This is a genomic window from Pseudoalteromonas sp. KS88, assembly GCF_004766475.1.
Classification (GTDB): Bacteria; Pseudomonadota; Gammaproteobacteria; order Enterobacterales; family Alteromonadaceae; genus Pseudoalteromonas.
In genome coordinates, this window is record NZ_PYHV01000019.1 from 241,355 (window position 1) to 263,604 (window position 22,250).

The window sequence follows — 22,250 nt, forward strand, 5'->3', positions numbered from 1 at the left end:
ACTATTGTTAAACAATCATGTTGATAAGTTTGTAGCTACTTAACCCCAGTATAAGCAATAACATTGGCAATGTTAGTAGGTTAACAAGTAGTGAGTTGGTGTATTTTCCCATTACCGCCTTTTGGTTTACCAGCCAAACGAGGTAAAAAGTAACAATAGGTAAAAGCAAGCCATTAGCGGCTTGAGCAAATATGATGACTGCAATAGGATCTAAGCGAAGAGAAGCAACTGTTGCCCCAAATACTAAAATAACCAGTGCCACCCATTTAAACTGACGGCTCTTCATATCATTTGACCATCCGAGCATACCACACACGGCATATGCACCCGCTAATGGTGCTGTTATTGCGCTAGTTAAACCTGCGGCAAATAAACCAACTGCAAAAAAGTACTGCGCAGCATTACCAAGTAATGGCTCTAATTGTGAAGCCATATTTGCAGCACTAATTTTACCCGCATCGGTCCCATAAAAAGCAACCGACGCTGTAGATAATATAGCTAGCGTGATCACCCCACCTAAGGTAATCGATATACCAGTATCGAGATTGGTTTGTTTAATGACTTTGTCGGTATTGCTGTTTTTGTCGTGTTTTGCAGCCAGAATGCCAGAATGCAAAAATAAGTTATAAGGGACAATGGTAGTCCCTATTAAGGCAAGTACTGTGGTCATTGAGCCTTCAGGAATACTGGGTATAAACCCTTTCAGTAAGTGTTCAATTGGGGGGGCTGCAATTATCAATGTTGAGATAAACACTAAGCTCATCAAAAGGACTAGTATTATAAGTGCAGATTCCACCACTTTATGTTTCCCACTATAAAGAAGCAAAGCGCTAAAAATGGCAATCAAGGGTGTCCAAACGTGTGAGTTAACCTCTGGGAAAATACCTATTAAACCTAAACTTGCACCGCTTAGGTTGCCGGCTTCATAAGCCGCACTTCCTACACCAATGGCACTGATCACTAATATAGCTGCGACTACTTTAAATATAGGTGTGTGAATATGAGCACGTAATGCTTGTGCTAAGTCTTGTCCTGTTGCTACACCTAATCGTGCCGCCATTGATTGCAATGAGATGGTAACTATTACTGAAAATAATAATGTCCATGCCAAAGTAAAACCAAAATTTGCACCTGCAATACTTGCGCTAGTAATTGTGCCTGGTCCTATAAAAGCGGCAGTGACTAAGAGGCCTGGTCCGAATCGCATACAATACCTTAAAGTTGTTATTTTTACTGAATTTACCATCAGAGCATACATATATACCCATACCACCTCAAGGTGCGAGCGTCGTTGGAATTAAAAAGCGATTTAGGCAAGGCGTTGTTTGCAAGTAATTGTGGTTCTATTATTAAAATCAATAACGCAGTATAAATCGCTTTTAAACCAACCCGTTGGGCGTTTTACAGGCACTTACTCTCATCGTTCTTAAAAGTGCAATAAGCTGGTTTGGGAATATTCATAGTTTTTATCACAAACATAACTGTTAACAATGAATATTTAGACTTGAGTATAATAGCCTTAATGTTAAATCATGGTAACTTACAGCAACTTTTTTATAACAACGCCCCTATTCATAAGAATTAATAATAAAAATCGTTATAAAAATACCGTTTTTGAAATTAAAACAGGACGTACCGTGTGAAAAACTTACTACGAGGCTTTAATTTATTTAGCTTAGTGTTACTTTTATTTTGCTCCCCAACGTGGGCGAGTGAGGGCCAATTAGATCTTACCAGCTCAACTATCGGCATGCTGTGCATTTTTATATTTTGTATTGCTTATGCAGTTGTCATGCTTGAAGAAAAACTCCACTTACGGAAATCAAAGCCAGTGCTCGTTGCCGCGGGTCTTATTTGGATTTTAATTGGCGCATATTATGTAAACAATGATATACCCGCTATCACCGAATCTGCATTTAGGCATAATTTGTTAGAGTTTGCAGAGCTGATGTTATTTCTGTTAGTGGCTATGACCTACATTAATGCATTAGAAGAGCGACGGGTGTTTGATGCTTTACGTTCTTGGATGATTCAAAAAGGGTTCAATTATAAAAACCTGTTTTGGATCACTGGGTTTTTAGCTTTCTTCATTTCGCCGATTGCCGATAACTTAACCACGGCACTGTTGATGTGTGCGGTGGTGATGAAAGTGGCGCAAGGGGATAAACCATTTATTAATTTAAGTTGTATTAATATCGTTATTGCTGCCAATGCTGGTGGTGCATTTAGTCCATTTGGCGATATTACTACATTAATGGTTTGGCAAGCAGGCCTTGTTCATTTTAATGAATTTCTAGTGTTATTTATCCCTTCATTAGCAAACTACCTTGTTCCCGCTGCAATTATGAGTTTTTATGTTGCCGATAAGCAGCCTTCGGCGCAGTACGAAGAAATAGAGCTAAAACGTGGGGCACTTCGCATTTTAACTTTATTCTTATTAACCATAGCAACAGCTGTTGCTTGTCATAGTTTTTTACACCTACCGCCAGTACTTGGCATGATGATGGGGTTAGGTTATTTACAATTTTTTGGTTATTTTTTAAGAATGACTTTACCTGGTTCATTAGCACGCAAAAAGGCACATGCTGAACAAATTGGTGATAATGATCGCTTAGCTAAACTGGGCAGTGTTGTACCGTTTGACGTATTTAGTAAAGTTTCACGTGCTGAGTGGGACACCTTATTGTTTTTCTACGGAATTGTAATGTGTGTTGGTGGGCTCGGCTTTTTAGGTTATTTAAACCTTATGTCTGAGATGCTATATGGTAATTGGTCAGCGACTTCTGCAAACATCTTTTTGGGGGTGATTTCAGCTGTAATAGACAATATTCCTGTTATGTTTGCGGTGCTATCTATGCAGCCTGAAATGTCTCACGGGCAGTGGTTATTAATAACTTTAACTGCGGGTGTAGGCGGCAGTTTATTATCTATAGGCTCAGCTGCGGGTGTTGCATTAATGGGGCAAGCTCGTGGTTATTATACCTTCTTTGGCCATTTAAAGTGGGCTCCAGTTATTGCACTAGGTTACGCTGCAAGTATCGCTTTACATTTATGGTTGAATGCATCACTTTTTTAAACTGATAAAGCACTACATCCAAGCCACCTCAAGATGCGAGTGTCAGTTGGAATAAAAAGCGATTTAGGCAAGGCATTGATTGCAAATAATAGTGGTTCTATTGTTAAAATCAATAACGCAGTATAAGTCGCTTTTAAACCAACCCATTGGGCGCTTCACAGGGAATTACTCTCATCGCTGTTCCTTCTTAAAAAGGGGGCTTGCAAAGTAAGCCTTGATATTAAGCCCCTGAAACGCTGAATTTTGCATCTTGAGGTAGTTTGGGTAAAAACAAAACAATGAAGCAGCGGGCTTCATTGTTTTTTCTCCTTCAGGCGTAAGTACATGTTTGCTTACACTTTTATAAAACACTGCTATTCACATGATTAAGTTAATGTTTTAACTTAGGGTCTGTTGACCTTTGCGGATTGAAATTTGTTCAAACTAGGAGTGATTTAATCACGGCGCGAGGCTTGTAACCTAATGGGCTAAGTCAAAACCGAGCAAAGCTTGCCCATCCTGCTCACGCCCCTTACCACCATCCATGTAGGCAACAAAGAATAAATCGGCCCAAGGCAGAACCCGAAGGGCAGCGCCTGTTTGGCATTGATGCTGCGTTTTCGCCTAATAACCACAACACATAGGCGCTGCATTGCCTAAATACCAAACAGACTGCTGCAAATTTAACTTTGAAAGGTCAACAAACCCTAGTAATTATTACATTTAAAATGGAACTCAACATGGCGCGTAAACACAAAGTATTTTTTATAACCCTTGGGTGCATCGTTGTGATTGCATTGGGTCTAACCACCCGTGCTTATTTAAAAAATAGCGCATCTGAGTTTGAAGATCATACCTTATATTCTGAGCTGCTAGATGAACACAGAAAGTTTTTCATTCGACTACCAGCCAATTATGATCCTAGTAAAACTTACCCATTAATTATAAAAATGGACGGTAACTTCAACCTTAGCCGTTGGCATAACACGTTAACTATATATGCTGAGCAAGGCATAGTAGAGGAGTCAATCTTAGTTGCATTGCCAAATCAATTTTGGACAGATACCCGTAATCGCGATTTGGTTCCGCCATATGCCCGTAAAGAGGTTAGTATTGGAGCTCGACCAGCGTTTGAAAATGACCCTGCGATATTTGGTCGAGCCGATGTATTTCTATCATTTATTGAAAAAGAGTTACTGCCTTATTTAGAGGCTAATTACAGCTTAAATGATAATCGTATTTTAACTGGGTTTTCAGCAGGCGGTAGTTTTGTGTTGTACACATTGAGCACAAAACCCACGCTGTTCGATGGTTATTTTGCCTTTAGCCCGGCGGCGTGGTACGACGATAGTGTTGTGGTAAATGAGTTTGCTAAAAGTCTATCAGCACTCAATCAGTCAGAAATCTTTTTATATTTAAGTCTAGGTGCAGATGAAAACCCAATCATCACAGGGTCATTTAAAGGCTTGTTAGCCGCACTAGAGCAAAATAAAGAGCACACTATAACGTGGAAGTTTAGTTATAGTGAGGGCGCTGGTCACAATGAAAACCCTTACGTATCTGTCCCCAAAGCTTTGCATGAATATTATCAGTTTAGAGGTGCAACTTTCAGTGATTAAATAGGGTTTAACCTCATGTAGATTTTATAGGTTGAAGGTAACTATTTACACTGAAAAAACTCTTTCATTTTAAAGTTGTTATTATTCAATGGGTTATGCTTGGCTTGTTTTTTGCTCATATTGTTTACCTCAAAAATAATAGGAACGACAATGACTGAACTTGCTTTATCTGCATATTTTGCACTTTACATCTATTTGATTATGGTTTTCGTACAGTGGGCTGTTGCTACTTTTAGTAAGGCAAGCCAAGAGAACGCAGTGCCTGGTAAACTTGATGCTGATTTAAGCCATGAAAGCTTTGTTTTTAGAGCGCACAGAACGTTCCATAATACACTCGAAAATAGTGCCTTGTTTTTAGGCAGTGTATTGTTTGCTTTCACAATGGGTTATCACAGTGGAATATTTGCTATGTGTATGTGGGTTTATGTAATCTCACGCTTGATTCATATGACGCTTTATTATGTGATTGCTACAGAAAAGAACCCAAGTCCACGAAGTTACTTTTTTTTAGTAGGTGTGGTCGCTAATTTTGTTATGTTGGTACTAATAGGGTTGCGTTTAATCGCTTACTAATGCAGACAAAAAGCAGCAAGTTTACCTTGCTGCTTTTTGTATTTAGTGTCTAAAATCACTTAAAAGAGCAGGAATACCAGGTAGCATGCCTACCATGGCCATCACACTCGTTAAAAGTACAAACATAAATAATGGAATTTTCCAGCGGCTCATAGGTGTTAAATCTGCACTTCGCTCTTTGCACCCTATAAGGCCTAAATTATCAAGTAACATAGTGAGCGACCAACCAAAAGCAGGGTTTACTAAAGAAGATGCAAATACCACAATAGCTGCTGATTGGGTTGTCTTACCTTCTCGGGTCATTTCCATTCCAGCCTCGAGCAGTGGAATAAATACGCCGACAATTAAAGCAACGCACAATACGGGTTGCCAAATTGCTAAATCCATCGGATAACCCCATACGCCAGCTATAATACAAAATAGAGCTGTTAAAATTGCGCCAGCGGGAATGGGTCGTTTAGCAATAGCGGCAGGAACAATATAAGTACCCCATGATGAGGTAAAGTTAGAGCCGCCTAAAATAGAACCAAATGTTTGCCTGACGGAAGCACTGAGCATTGTATCATCAATATTCATTTGTACTTTTTCAGTGCGTTGAGGGTAGCTTATTTTTTGAAAAACTTGGTGTCCTAAAAAATCCGGTGACCACATTGCTACAGCTAAAATTGCAAACGGTAGCACAACTACAAAACTTTCCAGTGTCGGTAAACCGAGCATCCAACCTGTGTTTTCGCCCCACCAATACATTGGGTTCATATTCGGTAAGCCTGGTGCAGTTTTAAATTCAAATGGCGCACCTAGGGCAAATGCAGTGACTCCGCCAATAATGCAACTCAATGGCACTGCTAACCAACGCTTTTTAAAATGTTCTAAAAGTGCATAAAGTAATATGGTGGTAAGAATAACAATAAATGCAATATGGCTCATGTTAATGCTTTCAGCCCATGCAAATAACTTTTTGACTTGGGATAATGTGCCGATAAAACCAAGATAAAGCAGCAGGCCGCCACATACGCCTTTACTGGTTAAACGTGCGAGTAAACTACCACCTTTACTGATAGCAAGGATAAAACCAAAAGCACCTATTAATAGTCCAAATGCCATTGGGTGGCCACCCGCAGCAACTACAATCGGAATAAGTGGAATTAATGGGCCATGCGTACCGGCCAAGTTGGCTGTAGGCAATATAAAGCCAGAAAATAAAATAATAAATAGGGCGACAATTAACAATTCATAGCGGACATTTTCAAGAACAAATGCATCGCTTAAACCCAGTGGTGCAGCAAATGTAGCGGCAATAGCGCCTACCATGACGACTTTACCAATAGTGCCTGCCATTGCTGGGATGGTGTCCTCAAATTCAAAACGGTAATCTCTAAATGGAAGATTAGGCCGCCAACGCTTGGGCTGCATTATTTGTAATTCGTGTTCTAGGTACTCGTCGCGAGTAGTAAATTGTGAACTGGGTTTATGTAAGCTTTCGTAGCTAGCAGACACGTTATTGTGTGTGTCTCCAAGGTTTTCTTTTTGTGGAATAGTATCTTGCTGTGATGTTGTCATAACTTCTCCGGCAACATGAACATTGCGCTTGTTCAAACTTAAATACGGCTTTTTATAAAGCACTAAATATTGAACCCTTAGAGTAAAGCAAGCGTGAACAAGATGGGATTAGTCAAAGGTCTAGGTTATTAAAATACAACACCCTTTCTAGGCATTAGCAATAGATGATATGCTGTATTCTTTTAGACGAGAAAAATTATGGATGCTATAGAGCTTTTATTAACGAGGCAATCTGATCCTCGTTTAGTTGAACCTGCGCCTACTGATGAGCAGCTTGAAATTATTAAGCAAGCGGCATTAAGAGTACCTGATCATGGATGTATCGCTCCGTGGCAGTTCATTGTTGTGACTGGAGAAGGACGAAACCGTTTAGGCGAAATCTATTATCAAAGTGCTATTTCTGAGCAACAAGAAGAGAAAGTAATTAACAGAGCAATAGAGTTACCTTTTAGAGCGCCAATGTTAATTATCGCTATCGCAAAATATAAACAGCACCCTAAAGTTCCGCGTATTGAGCAAGTTCAAAGTGCAGGATGTGCAGTGCTTGCTATGCAACAAGCTGCTTTTGCTCAAGGCCTTGGAGGAGTGTGGCGCACAGGGTATTTTGCACAAAGTGAAGGCGTGAAAGAGGCGTTAGAGCTAACAGAGCAAGACGAAATAGTCGGGTATTTATATTTAGGTACGCCCGCTGTAGAGTGTAAGAAATCAGCTAAACATAAGCCAGAACAGTTTTTTACATATTTATAATAGACAAATTGAACTTTACCTTCTTTGCTTAGTCAGATTAGATTAAGGTCGCAGTTATTAAGCTACTTACTACTGCTCACTGTAAGAAATGTAAGGACACAGAAAGTATTTTTCTTCACAGTCTGTTTTTTAATCTGTTGTTATTTGCTACTGTATGGAGCGTCTTAACAAAAACAACAAAGAAGACGAGAACAATGGGAAATTTATTTTTACGTGAAAAAGAACAATGGCTAACGTGGTCCCTTTGGGGTGTAGTGGGCGCAGTGCTCACTTTATATACTGCATTTAATACGCAAACACCTCACTTAGTCGCGATTGCGTCTATATCAATTCTTGTGGTTCTGACTTGGTGGATGCAGCGCAGCAAACGCTTTGATTTTGGACGCGCTTTTAAAGTGTGTTGCTACGTTTTGATGTTAAGTATTTTGCCTGCGTTTGTACTTGTTATAATGCCTAGCGATAACTTAAGCCGTTTCGATTTAATATTTCAATGTTTAAGTTTTGCAACACTGAGTCTATTAGTGTGTTTATTGTGTTCATGGATAGCTAAACGGCCTAAACAATATTATTGATTGAATTTTATCCTTAACCTGTTTAATTACTATTTATTTTACTTTTAGGGGTTTACAACTGTTCTGCTTAGGCCTATTATTCGCGCCGTACGGAGAGATGGCAGAGTGGTCGAATGCACCGGTCTTGAAAACCGGCAGGGGTTTGTAGCCCCTCTAGGGTTCAAATCCCTATCTCTCCACCATATTTGAAAAGCCGCCTTTTGGGCGGCTTTTTGCTATCTGGAGTTTAGTATGTCAGAGCCTCGTCAATTAAATACATTTCAACGGATCTTAAAACATAGTTTATTGTGGGTTGTGTTTGCATATTGCTATCACAGCGCAATTAATTTACTGGTCAAAATGGCTTTGGACGCTCAGCCAGATCAGCCTTTGATTACGTCTTTACTTTATTGCTTGGGATTTAATGTATTAAGTGCCCACTTAATTACAAAATATGATACCTATTGGCCTGTTATTGGTGCTTTAATAATCGGTGTTGTTGGGTTGATTGTAGTGCCTATTTTGTTCGTCGGTACGCACGCTTTATTAAGCCAAGAACTGCTTGCGGGAATATTAATCAGCTTGCCAGTCTTTACCTTTGTAATGACCCTAATTAAGCGAAAACTCAATAAAAACTAGCCCCAAAATCGTTTTTATTTATGTTAGCATAGACGCGTCTTTTAACTGGTATCAGTGCACACTAAGCTGGTACATAAAAACGTGAAACACATTATGTCAGATAATTTTACTACAGATGCTGAAAAAGCAAGTTACGGTATTGGCTTACAAATGGGTGAGCAACTTAAAGCGAACCCTTTTGAAGGCCTAAACTTAAATTCAGTATTTGAAGGCATGAAAGATGCTTATGCAGGCGGTGAATTCCAAGTTGAGATCCCTGAGATCCAAGCTGCATTCGAAAAAATCAATGCTGAAATTCAAGCTCGTCGTGAAGAAGAATCAAAAGTACTTTCTGCTGAAGGTATCGCATTCTTAGAAGAAAATGCAAAGCGCCCAGAAATCACTGTCACTGAGTCTGGTCTTCAATATGAAGTACTAGCAACGGGTGAAGGCGAAAAGCCAACAGCTGAATCTACAGTACGTGTTGATTACCATGGTACACTTATCAATGGTACAGTTTTTGACAGCTCATACGAGCGCGGTCAACCTGCTGAATTCCCAGTTGGCGGTGTTATCAAAGGTTGGACTGAAGCGTTGCAAATGATGCCTGTTGGCACTAAATGGCGTATCTATGTTCCTCATGAGCTTGCTTATGGTGAACGTGGTGCTGGTGCTGCAATCGCACCTTTCTCAACTCTTGTATTTGATGTTGAGTTACACGCTATTCTTTAATAGCTTTTTTATGAGCGTTTAATGCTCATAATAAAAAACCACTCTTAATTATTTAAGAGTGGTTTTTTTATGCTTAATTTTTGATTAACCCAAAACTGAGTTAATCGTAAAGTGGGTTAAAAGTAACCGCGTACACCAATACTAAAGTTACGACCTGGTAACGGCGCTTTTTCTTTAATAAATGAACTGTGCACAAAGCCAAGTTCATCGGTGATGTTATCAACGTTAATATAAAGCTGTGTATCTATTTGCCCAACACTCAGTTGGTAGTTAGCTTGTGCATCAAAGAGCGAGTAGCTATGTGTTTTAGTCTCATACTGAGTAATATCATTTTGTTCAAAGTAATGAGTGCCTGTTAGTGTGAACTGCCAATCATTAAGTGTATATTGCAACTCAGAGCCAAGCTTATTTGCAGGTATACGAGGTAAATTCTCATCTTTGAGCTTAGCGGTTGTTGAATCACCAAATACCTTTACCATGGCATTGCTGTTAACTTGATAATGGGCGTCAAACTCAACACCATAAAGTTCAGCATCTTGACTAACAAATTGATAAACAGCAAGTGCATCTTCGTGCTCGTGATCTGTTTGGGCTTCTTCAAAGCCATGTTCTTCGTCGAAGGTTAAACCTGTATTTTTTTGATAGTAAAAGTTTTTAATATCATTGTAAAAAAAGTTAACGGTATAACCAAAGTCACCACTGAATTGCCTAAAGCTCAAATCAAAATTGTTGGCTGTTTCTTGCTTAATATCTTCAGGCTCAAAATGTGCTTCGCCATCCTCTATTACATAGCCTAAGCCAAGCTCGTAGGTGCCAGTTGCAATGTGAAGCCCATTAGAAAGTAACTCAGCCGAAAGTGGTGCTCGCTGTGAATGTGAAATACTTAAGGAAACACTTTGGCCCGGTGTGTATTGCCAAATAGCACCAGCAGAGGCACTTAAGTTAGTAAAGCTTTTGCTATAGGCAGTTACTTCATCATGATCTTCTTCCATTTCATCATGGTGTTCTTCACCTTCACCTTCATCGTGGTCGTGGTCATGAGATGTAATATTACTATCAATATTATAATCTTCTACACGAGCGCCTAATTCTACAGTGACATCACCAATCATTTGTTCTTCAAGAATAAATAGGGCATTGGTAGTTGTTTTACTTGCAGGGGTGAAAGCTTCTTCACCATTGGCATCATAGTCAGACTCACTAAAGTGGTAGCCAGCTATACCGTGCCAGTTGCCAAGCTTATGTTCAATATTAAAGCGTGCTTCAGTGGTTTCATTACTAAAGATGGTACCAATCGTACCATCTTCGATTTCGGCATGGCTATAATCTGTGTAGCCTAAACGAAGGTTTATGGTTTCAATCCAGTTATTATGAAGTGCATAACTCATTAGGCCTTGCCAGCGATCTTGTTCAACGCGCGCGTAAACTGATTCTTCTTCACTTTCCTCATTTTCATGTTCATGTTCATGCTCATGGCCATGATGCTCATGTGCTGGTATACCATAATCTGTTTCAATTCGACCATATGACATACCCACAGTGAAATGCTCACCTACATAGCTAGTACCAAAGTTAACGGTTTGACTATCAATAAAAGTATTTTCAACAGATGTTGCTGTTTCATGAGCATGTTCTTCATGTTCTTCATGTTCTTCATGCTCATGATGCTCTTCATGGCCTTCTTCTGGTAGCTCAAATCGAGGTGTTTGGTAATCATCCCCCATTCTTTTTGTGCCATCAAAGTGAAAGTTAAAGTTTTCATGACCAGTTTCTAACTTTGCTGCATATGTATTAGCATTCGAAACAGAGTCATGGTTGTATTGCACAGCACCTGTAAATTGATCGATGTTATCTGTAGGGATCCTATTATCGACCACATTCACGACACCACCTATTGCGCCTGAGCCATATAAAAGGGTAGCCGGTCCTCTAAGTACTTCGATTTGTTCTGCCGACAGGCTATCGTTTGATGTAGCGTGATCTGGGCCGATACGAGAAGCATCGCTGCTGTCTAAACCATTTTGTGTAATTTTAACGCGCGGTCCATCTAAACCACGAATAATTGGGCTTGATGAAACAGGTCCAAAGTAGCTTGCATTAACACCAGGTAAGCCTTTGAGTGTTTCGCCTAAAGTCGGCTTTGCTTTGTTTTTTAGTTCATCACCGGCTAAAACATTCACAGGTGAAATCATTTCAAGGCTATTTTTGTGAAGAGCAGAAGCATACACAACAACCGTTTCTACTGAGGTAGGGGTTAACGTAACATTGATTTTTTGACTATCTTCATCGACAGCAAGGCGTGCATCAATAAAATTATTTTTACTTATGTGTAACTGGCTTTTTGCATCAATATCGATACTAAACTTACCATTTGAATCAGTTTTTATTGATTGTGCTTTGCCATGAATATGAACATCAGCGTTGGCAATTGGTTGATTATTAGTGTCAACAACGTGACCATTTATAATAGCAGCATGTGAAGAATAAGAGCTCAGCGCAGTAATAATTGCGCCAGAAAGCAGTGAATAACGGTTCATAATGACTACATCAGTTGATTTATATGTTGTGATATAATGTAACATCATCGCATGCAGTTTTCAATAATGTTATACCATAACTTTAATGTGCCAGTTTATATATTCTCAACTATACTTATTATTCGTTTATCGCCGGAGTCATGAAAATGACTGACAAAAGCCGAATTTTTAAAGCTCGTTTTACCATTGCTGATCTACGCCAGCAACGTAACCACAAAGAAGTGTTTACCACATCACTGACAAAAAACGAAACGCTTGATCATTTTATTCTAAAGCTATTGGGTTACAGTTTTTTGTCATACGACAGTTCAGCGCAACTAAACACGGACAAAAATTTGCCTGATGTGTCTATCAAAGCCTTTGATGAACACTACACTAAATGGTTAAGTGTGGATGAGCCTGATTTAAAACGCCTACTTAAGGTCGCAAAACTTGTTGATGAATTTATTATTTTAACGAAGGCACACAGTCAATGGTTAGATCAGGCAAGGCCACAGTTATCACGCTTGCCAAATAATCACTTGATTGAAATTGATAGTCAGTTTATTGATCAAATCAAACAGCATTTAACACGTAACCTAGAGTGGGATATCACTATTGACCACCATAGTGTCAGCATTAGTGATCAAGCTAATTACTACTACACCAAGCAATTTAACTGGCATTAAATCGTCATTGATGGTAATTAATTGTCTATAGTTTACACAAGAAATAATATTAAAACTTGAAGGCGTGATTCTGAGGATAGCAAAATTAATAAATGATAAATTATTCAGACAAAAATGAACGAAAGCTGATAGTTCGCTCGTTCGCATTTATTGGCTCAATTACCACACTTATTATGGCTTGCTTCGCTTTTGCCGATAATGACACGCTGTTATTCATTGCCTTATTAACATCTTCAATGTTGTTTATCTCACCTTGTTTTATTAAGCGCCAAGATTATGTTGGGGGTTGGGTTGTTTTATATACACTTTATGCATTAATGTTGTTTTTGGTTTTTACAGGAGGCAGTCACGGCACGGGGCCTATTTGGATCTATATTGTCTCACCTGTTACATTCTTCATTCGTGGTTTACGCAAAGGCATTGTCGATATTTCGCTTTTTATTTTTGCTGTTATTATTACGTTTGTTTTCGCGGAGTACTTCGATGGCCATGTCTATGACTCAGAGCATTTGCTATTACGCATTGTTTTATCGTTTATTATTGTTGCATTGTTAAGTGGCTTCTATGAATATTTTCGTGAAAGCTATAGCCAAAAATTAATTCAATTAGCCAAGAACAATGAAATATTAGCCACAACCGATCCGTTAACTAATTTACCGAATAGACGATATACCGTTGAACGTTTATACGATGAAAAATCGTTGAGTGATAAATCAAATACATCACTGTCTATTATGATTATTGATGTAGATGACTTTAAAAAAATTAATGATCAATTTGGCCATCAAGTAGGCGATTGTGCGCTCATTCATTTAGCAGATACCTTCAGGCGTTTTTCTACAGAAAACGACATTTTTTGCCGCTGGGGGGGTGAAGAGTTTTTATGTGTATTACCGCAAACAAAAGCTGATGATGCAATTGTGTTAGCAAAGCAAATTCAGCAAGACTTATTAAGACATCCCGTTCATATAAATGAGCAGAGCTTTACTTTATTTGTTAGCGTTGGTGTGAGTGAAATAAGTCACAGTGACAGCATTGATTCAGCAATAAAACAGGCTGATGAAAACCTCTATTTAGCAAAGACCAGTGGTAAAAATAAAGTATGTGGTGTGTAACGTGCAGGTTTTTGCCATCTAGTGACTAATCTAAAGTTATAGACACGTCACCATCAGGTTTACAACAACACAGCAGTACTTCGCCTTCTCGAACGAACGCCAGAGGCTCTTGATTATATATGATGCTGCCTTTGGTTAACTTGACTCTACACGCACCACAATATCCTTCACGACATTGATATGAAACCGTTAGTTTGTTGTGTTCAAGACAAGCCAAAAGAGAAGGGCAGCCAGAATCAAAGTTTAGATCCTGGCCACTATCTGTAAGGGTGATCCTTACAGTTTTACTATCAGACATTACAGATCAAAATCACCAAAGTCAGAGGCATCAACTTGCGAGTCAATTTGGCCCACAAGGTATGAGCTAATCTCAGCTTCTTGCGGGGCTACTTGTACGTTATCTGATACCAACCAAGAGCTTATCCATGGAATTGGGTTACTATTATTTTCAAACTGGGTAGGAAGTCCTACTGCACTCATACGTGCATTTGTAATGTATTCAACATATTGACAAAGAATATCTTTATTTAGGCCAATCATTGAACCATCTTTGAATAAATATTCTGCCCATTCTTTTTCTTGCTCTGCAGCATCAACGAACATTTTAATCGCTTCGTCTTTACACTGCGCTGCAACAATAGCCATCTCTGGGTCATCTTTGCCATCTTGCATAATATTTAAAATATGCTGAGTACCTGATAAGTGAAGTGCTTCATCACGGGCAATGAGTTTAATGATTTTTGCGTTGCCTTCCATAAGCTCACGCTCTGCAAATGCAAAAGAACATGCGAAACTAACATAAAAGCGAATTGCTTCTAGGATATTTACAGACATCATGGCCAGATAAAGTAATTTTTTTAATTCAAACAAGCTAATATTAACGGTCTCACCGTTAAGCTCATGTTTACCTTCACCATATAAATTGTAGATGGCTACTTTATTGATCAGCTCATCGTAATATTTAGTCACGGCATCAGCTCGTTCACTGATTTTGTCGTTACTTACAATATCATCAAAAATCAGTTCTGGTGACTGAGTAACATTACGGATAATGTGTGTGTATGAGCGACTGTGAATAGTTTCACTGAATGCCCACGTTTCAATCCACGTTTCAAGCTCTGGGATTGAGACAATTGGAAGCAAAGCAACATTTGGTGAGCGACCCTGAACACTATCAAGCAGTGTTTGGTACTTAAGATTGCTCAAAAATATATGTTTTTCATGCTCTGGCAGTGCTTGGAAATCTAGGCGGTCTTTACTAACATCGACTTCTTCCGGGCGCCAAAAGAAAGACAATTGTTTTTCGATTAATTTTTCAAAAATCGGGTATTTTTGTTGGTCATAACGAGAAACGTTCACTGTTTGGCCGAAAAACATCGGTTCTTGTAATTGGTTATTATGGTTTCGGCTAAAAGTAGTATAAGACATAGGATCACTCAAAAAACTAACAGGGCAAAGCGGGCACAAAGCCCGCTATGAATATATTTTAAAAACAGTGCTTAAATTTTACATGCGCCGCCTGCGCAATCATCATCTTCCGGCTGAACAGCTGTATCATCTTGTGAATCTGACGCGCCATCGCGAGTATTATGGTAATACAAGGTTTTAACACCCAGCTTATAAGCTGCAAGTAAGTCTTGCAGTAACACCTTCATAGGTACTTTACCGCCTTCGAACTTGTTTGGATCATAATTAGTGTTAGCAGAGATCGTTTGATCAACAAACTTTTGCATAATACCCACTAATTGCAAATAACCTTGGTTCGATGGGATATCCCATAACAACTCATAGCTGTCTTTAAGACGGTCATACTCAGGAACAACCTGTTTCAAGATACCATCTTTACTGGCTTTAACGCTGATGTGGCCACGAGGTGGTTCAATACCGTTTGTTGCATTTGAAATCTGCGATGATGTCTCTGATGGCATCAATGCTGATAATGTTGAGTTACGCATACCGTGCTCTTTAATGCTTGCACGCAATGTATCCCAATCCAAGTGAAGTGGTTCATCACAAATCTTATCAAGGTCAGTTTTGTATGTATCTGTTGGCATTATGCCTTGAGAATATGTTGTTTCATTGAACTTAGGGCAAGCACCGCGTTCTTTTGCTAATTCATTTGATGCCTTCATAAGGTAATACTGAATTGCTTCAAATGTCTTGTGGGTCAGTGCATTTGCGCTGCCATCAGAATAACGCTTACCATTTTTAGCTAGGTAGTATGCGTAGTTGATAACACCTATACCAAGCGTTCGACGTCCCATGGTTGCATTTTTAGCTGCTGGAACTGGGTAGTCTTGGAAATCAAGTAAGTTATCAAGTGCACGTACGGCTAGCTCAGCAAGCTCTTCTAACTCATCAAGTGACTTAATTGCCCCTAAGTTAAACGCTGATAATGTACATAAAGCGATTTCGCCTTCTTCATCATTTACGTTATTCAATGGCTTAGTTGGCAATGCAATTTCTAAACATAAGTTAGATTGACGGATTGGTGCAACTTTTGAAATAAACGGGCTGTGAGTATTACAGTGATCTACATTTTGTAAATAAATGCGGCCTGTGCTTGCACGCTCTTGTGCAAACATAGAAAACAGCTCAATTGCTTTAATACGCTTTTTACGAATTGATTCGTCTTGCTCATACTGAACATATAATTTATCAAATTCATCTTGATCTTCAAAGAAAGCATCGTATAGACCTGGTACATCTGATGGGCTAAATAATGTAATGTAGTCGTCTTTTATTAAACGCGAATACATTAACTTATTAAATTGCACACCATAATCTAAGTGACGAACACGGTTGTCATCAACACCACGGTTATTTTTAAGCACGAGTAAGTTTTCAACTTCTAAATGCCATAGTGGGTAGAATAACGTTGCTGCGCCACCACGAACACCGCCTTGTGAACAACTTTTAACAGCTGTTTGGAAGTGTTTATAAAATGGGATACATCCTGTGTGATACGCTTCGCCATTGCGAATAGGGCTTCCCAATGCGCGGATACGACCGGCATTAATACCAATACCAGCACGTTGAGAAACGTACTTAACAATGGCAGAAGATGTTGCATTGATTGAATCAAGGCTATCGCCACACTCAATTAACACGCACGAGCTAAACTGACGTGTTGGTGTACGCACACCTGCCATAATAGGTGTAGGCAAAGAAATTTTAAATTGCGATACGGCGTCATAAAAGCGTTTAACGTAATCTAAACGCGTTTCTTTAGGGTAATCTGAGAACAAGCTTGCAGCCACAAGGATATATAAAAACTGTGCACTTTCGTAGATTTCACCAGTTACACGGTTTTGAACTAAATACTTACCTTCAAGCTGTTTTACAGCAGCATAACTGAAGTTTAGGTCTCGGCTATGATCAAGGTAGTTATCAAGCTCATCAATTTCTTGTTCCGTGTAGTCGACTAGCAGATGTGCATCGTAACGTTTATCTTCTACTAGTTTTGTTATTTGGTCATAAAGGCGAGGGGGCTCAAATTGACCATACGCTTTTTTACGTAGGTGGAATACAGCTAAACGAGCCGCTAAGTATTGATAATCAGGACTGTCTTTTGAAATTTGGTCTGCAGCTGCTTTGATGATTGTTTCGTGAATGTCTTCAGTACGAATACCATCATAAAATTGAATGTGAGATTTCAATTCAACTTGCGAGACAGACACATTATTCAGACCTTCGGCGGCCCAAGCAATGACGCGATGGATCTTATCTAAATCAAGTGACTCTTTACGGCCGTCACGTTTGCTTACAGATAGCTGTTGGTTCATAGTTTTGCCTGTATTCCTTGGGAAATATAGTCTTAGAAAATTATTATTCTATTTATTAGGGTTAAAATCGAATTTAATTGAATAACATTTAGCCACAATATCTGGTGCTCTTCAAATTCTAGATCACAAGATAGTGTGGTCTGCGATCATTTGCAAGGGGCATAAACGGGCCCCTTTGTGGATAAGTTTGGGATAACGCGATTGTGTTAGTAGCCATTAACCTTTGACCTTTTGATTAAAATGAAATTTATAAAAAGCAACTCAAGATCGACTAAATTTAGTCATTTTAAAAATAAATTTAGGCTGCTTTTTTTATCATCATAGTTTGAGTTAAAATTAGCCTAATCACAATATATAGTGTTTTAATATAAATAATACACTATATGTGGTTAAATCCATCAATTGGACTTTGCCAATTAAAATCAGCATTCCAATCTAATGCGTCTGACTCACTAGGTACATAGCCCCACAGTGCTGTCGCGCTGCGCATACCTGCGGCCTTTGCAGCTTGAATATCACGCTCGGCATCACCTATATATAAACAACGCCTTGGATCTACTGCTAATAATTCGGCTGTGTGTAATAAAGGTAAAGGTGAGGGTTTTGCTACCTCAAGGGTGTCACCACTGACAACAGCTTGTGCATTGTGTAGCGTTTTGATCTGCGAGATCAGTGGGATCGTTAAGAAGCTGGGCTTGTTAGTCATTATCCCCCATTTTATGTTTTTCTTTTCAAGTGCCAATAATAGTTGCGCAACACCATCAAAACAGCGGCTATGAACAGCGATGTTATCACTGTAAGCGGTGAGTAGTTGTTGGCGAAGCGCGTTTTGGTCTTCTTGATTAAGCCAAAGATCACCAAAGCCAGCTTGCAATAACGCAACTGCGCCGTTAGAAGCGGCAGGGCGGTATATATCAGCACTTACTGTTGGTAAGTTATGCGACACTAACACGGTGTTTAGTGCTGCGCCTAAATCGTCGGCGGTATCGAGTAACGTACCATCTAAGTCAAAAATAAAGGCGTCATAATCCATATCGTGAATCAAACTGTTTGAACTGCTCATTATGCGAGCTTCTCAAAATGGAGAATATAATTAACACTAACGTCTGTATTGAGTGTGTATTGTTTAGATAACGGATTATAGTTAAGACCAGTACTGGCTCTTACTTTTAAACCTGCTTGTTCAGCCCAAGCAATCAGTTGCGCCGGTTTAATAAACTTTTTATGATCATGCGTGCCTTCAGGTACCATTTTTAGAAGTTTTTCAGCGCCTATAATGGCAAATAAATACGCTTTTGGGGTTTTATTTAAGGTCGAGAAAAACACGTCTGCGCCAGGTTTTGCAAGCGCAGCTACCGCATGAATAATAGAAGCAGGGTCGGGTACGTGTTCTAACATTTCCATACAGGTAATTACGTCAAAGCGAGCAGGGTTAGCTTGGGCATACTCTTCTGCAGGTACTTTTATGTAATCTACATCCACACCCGTTTCTAAACTATGAAGTTTTGCCACTGTAAGAGGCTCTTGGCCCATATCAATGCCTGTTGCTTTGGCACCCATTCGAGCCATACTTTCGGTTAAAATACCGCCGCCACAGCCCACATCAAGCACTTCCTTATCAAATAAGCCTTGTGTTTTGTTGGTGATAAAATCTAATCTTAATGGATTTATCTCGTGAAGAGGCTTAAATTCACCCTCTAAATCCCACCACCTTTCGGCAATGGCTTCAAACTTTGCAATTTCTGCACTATCTACATTTTGATGTTCGGTCATAAAATACTTCCTCGTCAATCTGAGGCCATTATATAGGGCTAAATTAATAAATCGCAAAGATTTAGCGCCTGTAAATCTAAATTAATTGTGATAGCATGGTCTATTAGAATACGTTTAATAACAACAAATACTCTGAAGACCATTAAAATGGTACGTTAAGAGTTAATACTGAAGGAATGTGATATCAAATGACTGATCTCGCCAATGAAATTCTGCCAGTCAATATTGAAGACGAGTTAAAAACGTCCTACCTAGATTACGCGATGAGCGTAATTGTTGGACGTGCATTGCCAGACGTGCGTGATGGTTTAAAACCAGTTCACCGCCGCGTTTTGTTTGCAATGAACGAGCTTAGTAATGATTGGAATAAACCATATAAAAAATCGGCACGTGTTGTCGGTGACGTAATTGGTAAATACCATCCCCATGGCGACAGTGCGGTTTATGACACCATAGTCCGTATGGCCCAGCCATTCTCTTTACGTTACATGTTAGTAGACGGCCAAGGTAACTTTGGTTCTGTTGATGGTGACTCTGCGGCTGCAATGCGTTATACCGAAGTACGTATGGCAAAAATGTCGCATGAATTATTAGCCGATCTTGAAAAAGAGACGGTTGATTTTGTACCTAACTATGATGGTACTGAGCAAATCCCAGACGTGTTACCGACAAAAGTTCCTAACCTTTTGGTGAATGGCTCGTCAGGTATTGCGGTTGGTATGGCAACAAACATACCGCCACATAATTTATCTGAGGTAGTTAATGGCTGTTTAGCTTTAATCCAAAACCCAGATTTAACTATTCATGAGCTCATTGAATACATTCCTGGCCCTGATTTCCCAACTGCGGCAATCATTAACGGTAAAAAAGGCATTGAACAAGCTTATTTAACTGGCCGTGGTAAAGTGTATATCCGTGCCCGCGCTGAAATTGAAGTGGACGAAAAATCAGGTCGTGAGACCATCATCGTTCATGAGATTCCTTATCAAGTAAACAAAGCGCGTTTGATTGAAAAAATCGCTGAACTTGTAAAAGATAAGAAAATCGAAGGTATCAGTGCATTACGTGATGAATCTGATAAAGACGGTATGCGTATCGTTATTGAGATCAAACGTGGTGATGTTGGCGAAGTTATTCTGAATAACCTTTATGCCCAAACACAATTACAAACTGTGTTTGGTATGAATATGGTTGCTTTGATTAACAACCAACCTAAATGCTTCAACCTAAAAGAAATGCTTGAAGCGTTTATCATTCACCGTCGTGAAGTCGTAACTCGCCGTACCGTGTTTGATTTACGTAAAGCACGTGATCGCGCACATACGCTTGAAGGTTTAGCTATCGCGCTTGCCAATATTGACCCAATCATTGAGCTTATTCGTAAATCACCAACACCAGCTGAAGCGAAAGCGGCGTTAACAGCCCGTCCTTGGGAATTGGGTAACGTTAAGTCGATGCTTGAAAAAGCAGGTGAAGCGAATGTTGCACGCCCTGATTGGTTAGCAGACGATTTAGGTATTCGTGATGGCCAATATTATATTTCTGAGCAGCAAGCTCAAGCAATTCTAGATCTACGCTTACACAAGCTAACGGGTCTTGAACATGAAAAAATCTTAAACGAATACCAAACGTTATTAGATTTAATTGCTGAGTTATTACATATCTTGGCATCGCCTGAGCGTTTAATGGAAGTTATTCGTGATGAGTTGGTTGAAATTAAAGACCAATACGGTGATGAGCGTCGTACAGAAATTAACGCTGCAGCACACGATATTAGCCTTGAAGACTTGATCAACGAAGAAGATGTTGTAGTAACCTTGTCGCACGAAGGGTATGTGAAGTATCAACCATTATCAGATTACGAAGCACAGCGACGTGGTGGTAAGGGTAAATCTGCGACGAAGATGAAAGATGAAGATTTCATTGAACGTTTATTGGTTGCGAATACTCACGATACTATTTTGTGCTTCTCAACGGCAGGGCGTTTATACTGGCTTAAAGTGTATCAATTACCGCTAGCGAGTCGTGCGGCACGTGGTAAGCCAATTGTTAACTTACTGCCACTTGAAGCTGATGAGCGTATTACCGCTATCTTGCCGGTACGAGAGTATGAAGAAGATAAATACATCTTCATGGCGACAGCATTTGGTACAGTTAAGAAGACTCCGCTTACGGCATACAGTCGTCAGCGTGCAAGCGGTATCATCGCTGTAAACCTAAATGAAGGCGATAGCCTCATTGGGGTAGATATCACAGATGGTAGCAATGAGATCATGCTCTTCACTGATGCTGGTAAAGTTGTTCGCTTTAAAGAAGCTGAAGAATCAGCTGTTGTTGATGAAAACGGTAACCCTGTACTTGACGAAAATGGTAACCCAGAAATCCGCTTTAAAGGTGTGCGTCCAATGGGTCGTACCGCAACAGGTGTTCGTGGTATTAAGATGGCTGACGAACAACGTGTTGTATCATTAATCGTACCAAAAACGGATGGTGCTATCTTAACTGTGACTGAAAACGGTTACGGCAAGCGTACCCAGCTTGAAGATTACCCATCTAAGAGCCGTGCAACACAAGGTGTTGTATCGATTAAGGTGAGCGAACGTAATGGTGCAGTTGTCGGTGCTGTGCAAGTTGATGACAATGACGAAATCATGATTATCTCTAATCGTGGTACGCTTGTTCGAACACGTGTAAACGAAGTTTCTACCGTTGGGCGTAATACCCAAGGTGTTATTTTGATAAGAACTATTGACGAAGAGCAAGTAGTTGGTTTACAACGTATCGAGGAGATCGAAATCGATGAGCTTATAGCTATCGAGGGCGAGAGCGAAGAAGTTGTCGAAACAGTTAATGATGACGCTGGTGATAACCCACCAGAAGAATAATTTTAACTTTTAAAAAGCGGCTTTGGCCGCTT

18 protein-coding genes and 1 tRNA gene are annotated in these 22,250 nt (G+C 39.6%); 11 read left to right on the forward strand and 8 right to left on the reverse strand.

Going from position 1 to position 22,250, the window contains the following annotated elements; translation table 11 throughout:
• Positions 1-7: 7 nt before the first annotated feature.
• Positions 8-1,207: an Nramp family divalent metal transporter gene (locus C7Y70_RS13395; protein ID WP_135475284.1), complete on the reverse strand. Its 1,200-nt coding sequence runs from the start codon at positions 1,205-1,207 to the stop codon at positions 8-10.
• 471 nt (positions 1,208-1,678) lie between these two features.
• Between C7Y70_RS13395 and nhaD the strand changes: the two genes are divergently transcribed.
• The 3 genes from nhaD to C7Y70_RS13410 all read left to right on the forward strand — a co-directional run bounded on the left by nhaD (position 1,679) and on the right by C7Y70_RS13410 (position 5,247).
• On the forward strand, positions 1,679-3,076 hold the full coding sequence (nhaD, locus tag C7Y70_RS13400; protein ID WP_135475345.1) for a sodium:proton antiporter NhaD: 1,398 nt from the start codon (positions 1,679-1,681) through the stop codon (positions 3,074-3,076).
• Positions 3,077-3,795: 719 nt separating this feature from the next.
• Entirely contained in the window at positions 3,796-4,674 is an 879-nt protein-coding gene (locus tag C7Y70_RS13405) for an alpha/beta hydrolase-fold protein (RefSeq protein WP_210114668.1), read from the forward strand.
• A gap of 150 nt (positions 4,675-4,824) precedes the next feature.
• Positions 4,825-5,247, forward strand: a complete 423-nt coding sequence (locus C7Y70_RS13410) for an MAPEG family protein (protein WP_099295952.1) — start codon at positions 4,825-4,827, stop codon at positions 5,245-5,247.
• 42 nt (positions 5,248-5,289) lie between these two features.
• Here C7Y70_RS13410 and C7Y70_RS13415 read toward each other — a convergent pair whose 3' ends face one another.
• Positions 5,290-6,807, reverse strand: a complete 1,518-nt coding sequence (locus C7Y70_RS13415) for a DUF3360 family protein (RefSeq protein ID WP_210114669.1) — start codon at positions 6,805-6,807, stop codon at positions 5,290-5,292.
• A gap of 198 nt (positions 6,808-7,005) precedes the next feature.
• On the opposite strand from C7Y70_RS13415, the gene C7Y70_RS13420 reads away from it, so the two are divergent.
• The 5 genes from C7Y70_RS13420 (at position 7,006) to C7Y70_RS13440 (ending at position 9,455) form a co-directional block, all read left to right on the forward strand.
• On the forward strand, positions 7,006-7,554 hold the full coding sequence (locus C7Y70_RS13420; RefSeq protein WP_135475286.1) for an NAD(P)H nitroreductase: 549 nt from the start codon (positions 7,006-7,008) through the stop codon (positions 7,552-7,554).
• A 194-nt stretch (positions 7,555-7,748) separates the two neighbouring features.
• On the forward strand, positions 7,749-8,126 hold the full coding sequence (locus C7Y70_RS13425; RefSeq protein ID WP_099295950.1) for a hypothetical protein: 378 nt from the start codon (positions 7,749-7,751) through the stop codon (positions 8,124-8,126).
• Between the two features lie 91 nt (positions 8,127-8,217).
• Positions 8,218-8,308, forward strand: a tRNA-Ser gene (locus C7Y70_RS13430).
• 49 nt (positions 8,309-8,357) lie between these two features.
• Positions 8,358-8,744, forward strand: a complete 387-nt coding sequence (locus tag C7Y70_RS13435; protein ID WP_180270421.1) for a hypothetical protein — start codon at positions 8,358-8,360, stop codon at positions 8,742-8,744.
• 93 nt (positions 8,745-8,837) lie between these two features.
• On the forward strand, positions 8,838-9,455 hold the full coding sequence (locus C7Y70_RS13440; RefSeq protein WP_099295949.1) for an FKBP-type peptidyl-prolyl cis-trans isomerase: 618 nt from the start codon (positions 8,838-8,840) through the stop codon (positions 9,453-9,455).
• A 116-nt stretch (positions 9,456-9,571) separates the two neighbouring features.
• On the opposite strand, the gene C7Y70_RS13445 is transcribed toward C7Y70_RS13440, so the two are convergent.
• Entirely contained in the window at positions 9,572-11,992 is a 2,421-nt protein-coding gene (locus tag C7Y70_RS13445) for a TonB-dependent receptor (protein WP_135475287.1), read from the reverse strand.
• Between the two features lie 146 nt (positions 11,993-12,138).
• Between C7Y70_RS13445 and C7Y70_RS13450 the strand changes: the two genes are divergently transcribed.
• Positions 12,139-12,660, forward strand: a complete 522-nt coding sequence (locus C7Y70_RS13450; RefSeq protein ID WP_167850828.1) for a YaeQ family protein — start codon at positions 12,139-12,141, stop codon at positions 12,658-12,660.
• 92 nt (positions 12,661-12,752) lie between these two features.
• Complete coding sequence (locus C7Y70_RS13455) at positions 12,753-13,775, forward strand: GGDEF domain-containing protein (RefSeq protein ID WP_135475288.1); 1,023 nt, start codon at positions 12,753-12,755, stop codon at positions 13,773-13,775.
• Positions 13,776-13,800: 25 nt separating this feature from the next.
• On the opposite strand, the gene yfaE is transcribed toward C7Y70_RS13455, so the two are convergent.
• The 5 genes from yfaE to ubiG form a co-directional block, all read right to left on the reverse strand.
• On the reverse strand, positions 13,801-14,073 hold the full coding sequence (yfaE, locus tag C7Y70_RS13460; RefSeq protein ID WP_135475289.1) for a class I ribonucleotide reductase maintenance protein YfaE: 273 nt from the start codon (positions 14,071-14,073) through the stop codon (positions 13,801-13,803).
• Positions 14,073-15,203: a class Ia ribonucleoside-diphosphate reductase subunit beta gene (gene nrdB / locus C7Y70_RS13465; protein ID WP_099295944.1), complete on the reverse strand. Its 1,131-nt coding sequence runs from the start codon at positions 15,201-15,203 to the stop codon at positions 14,073-14,075. Before nrdB ends, yfaE begins: the two co-directional genes overlap by 1 nt.
• A gap of 71 nt (positions 15,204-15,274) precedes the next feature.
• The gene (gene nrdA, locus C7Y70_RS13470; protein WP_099295943.1) at positions 15,275-17,560 is read right to left on the reverse strand and encodes a class 1a ribonucleoside-diphosphate reductase subunit alpha; all 2,286 of its coding nucleotides are present in this window, start codon (positions 17,558-17,560) and stop codon (positions 15,275-15,277) included.
• A gap of 379 nt (positions 17,561-17,939) precedes the next feature.
• Entirely contained in the window at positions 17,940-18,623 is a 684-nt protein-coding gene (locus C7Y70_RS13475; RefSeq protein ID WP_135475290.1) for an HAD-IA family hydrolase, read from the reverse strand.
• On the reverse strand, positions 18,623-19,333 hold the full coding sequence (gene ubiG / locus C7Y70_RS13480; protein WP_135475291.1) for a bifunctional 2-polyprenyl-6-hydroxyphenol methylase/3-demethylubiquinol 3-O-methyltransferase UbiG: 711 nt from the start codon (positions 19,331-19,333) through the stop codon (positions 18,623-18,625). Before ubiG ends, C7Y70_RS13475 begins: the two co-directional genes overlap by 1 nt.
• Positions 19,334-19,521: 188 nt before the next feature.
• On the opposite strand from ubiG, the gene gyrA reads away from it, so the two are divergent.
• Entirely contained in the window at positions 19,522-22,218 is a 2,697-nt protein-coding gene (gene gyrA / locus C7Y70_RS13485) for a DNA topoisomerase (ATP-hydrolyzing) subunit A (RefSeq protein WP_135475292.1), read from the forward strand.
• Positions 22,219-22,250 lie beyond the last annotated feature (32 nt).

Bases quoted from the DNA above. Each gene is read 5' to 3' on its own strand.
- nrdB (WP_099295944.1), bottom strand. From the start codon at position 15,203: ATGTCTTATACTACTTTTAGCCGAAACCATAATAACCAATTACAAGAA.
- C7Y70_RS13455 (WP_135475288.1), top strand. From the start codon at position 12,753: ATGATAAATTATTCAGACAAAAATGAACGAAAGCTGATAGTTCGCTCG.
- ubiG (WP_135475291.1), bottom strand. From the start codon at position 19,333: ATGACCGAACATCAAAATGTAGATAGTGCAGAAATTGCAAAGTTTGAA.
- C7Y70_RS13450 (WP_167850828.1), top strand. From the start codon at position 12,139: ATGACTGACAAAAGCCGAATTTTTAAAGCTCGTTTTACCATTGCTGAT.
- C7Y70_RS13405 (WP_210114668.1), top strand. From the start codon at position 3,796: ATGGCGCGTAAACACAAAGTATTTTTTATAACCCTTGGGTGCATCGTT.
- C7Y70_RS13410 (WP_099295952.1), top strand. From the start codon at position 4,825: ATGACTGAACTTGCTTTATCTGCATATTTTGCACTTTACATCTATTTG.
- C7Y70_RS13445 (WP_135475287.1), bottom strand. From the start codon at position 11,992: ATGAACCGTTATTCACTGCTTTCTGGCGCAATTATTACTGCGCTGAGC.
- C7Y70_RS13475 (WP_135475290.1), bottom strand. From the start codon at position 18,623: ATGAGCAGTTCAAACAGTTTGATTCACGATATGGATTATGACGCCTTT.
- yfaE (WP_135475289.1), bottom strand. From the start codon at position 14,073: ATGTCTGATAGTAAAACTGTAAGGATCACCCTTACAGATAGTGGCCAG.
- C7Y70_RS13395 (WP_135475284.1), bottom strand. From the start codon at position 1,207: ATGCGATTCGGACCAGGCCTCTTAGTCACTGCCGCTTTTATAGGACCA.
- C7Y70_RS13425 (WP_099295950.1), top strand. From the start codon at position 7,749: ATGGGAAATTTATTTTTACGTGAAAAAGAACAATGGCTAACGTGGTCC.
- nrdA (WP_099295943.1), bottom strand. From the start codon at position 17,560: ATGAACCAACAGCTATCTGTAAGCAAACGTGACGGCCGTAAAGAGTCA.
- gyrA (WP_135475292.1), top strand. From the start codon at position 19,522: ATGACTGATCTCGCCAATGAAATTCTGCCAGTCAATATTGAAGACGAG.
- C7Y70_RS13440 (WP_099295949.1), top strand. From the start codon at position 8,838: ATGTCAGATAATTTTACTACAGATGCTGAAAAAGCAAGTTACGGTATT.
- C7Y70_RS13420 (WP_135475286.1), top strand. From the start codon at position 7,006: ATGGATGCTATAGAGCTTTTATTAACGAGGCAATCTGATCCTCGTTTA.
- C7Y70_RS13415 (WP_210114669.1), bottom strand. From the start codon at position 6,807: ATGACAACATCACAGCAAGATACTATTCCACAAAAAGAAAACCTTGGA.
- C7Y70_RS13435 (WP_180270421.1), top strand. From the start codon at position 8,358: ATGTCAGAGCCTCGTCAATTAAATACATTTCAACGGATCTTAAAACAT.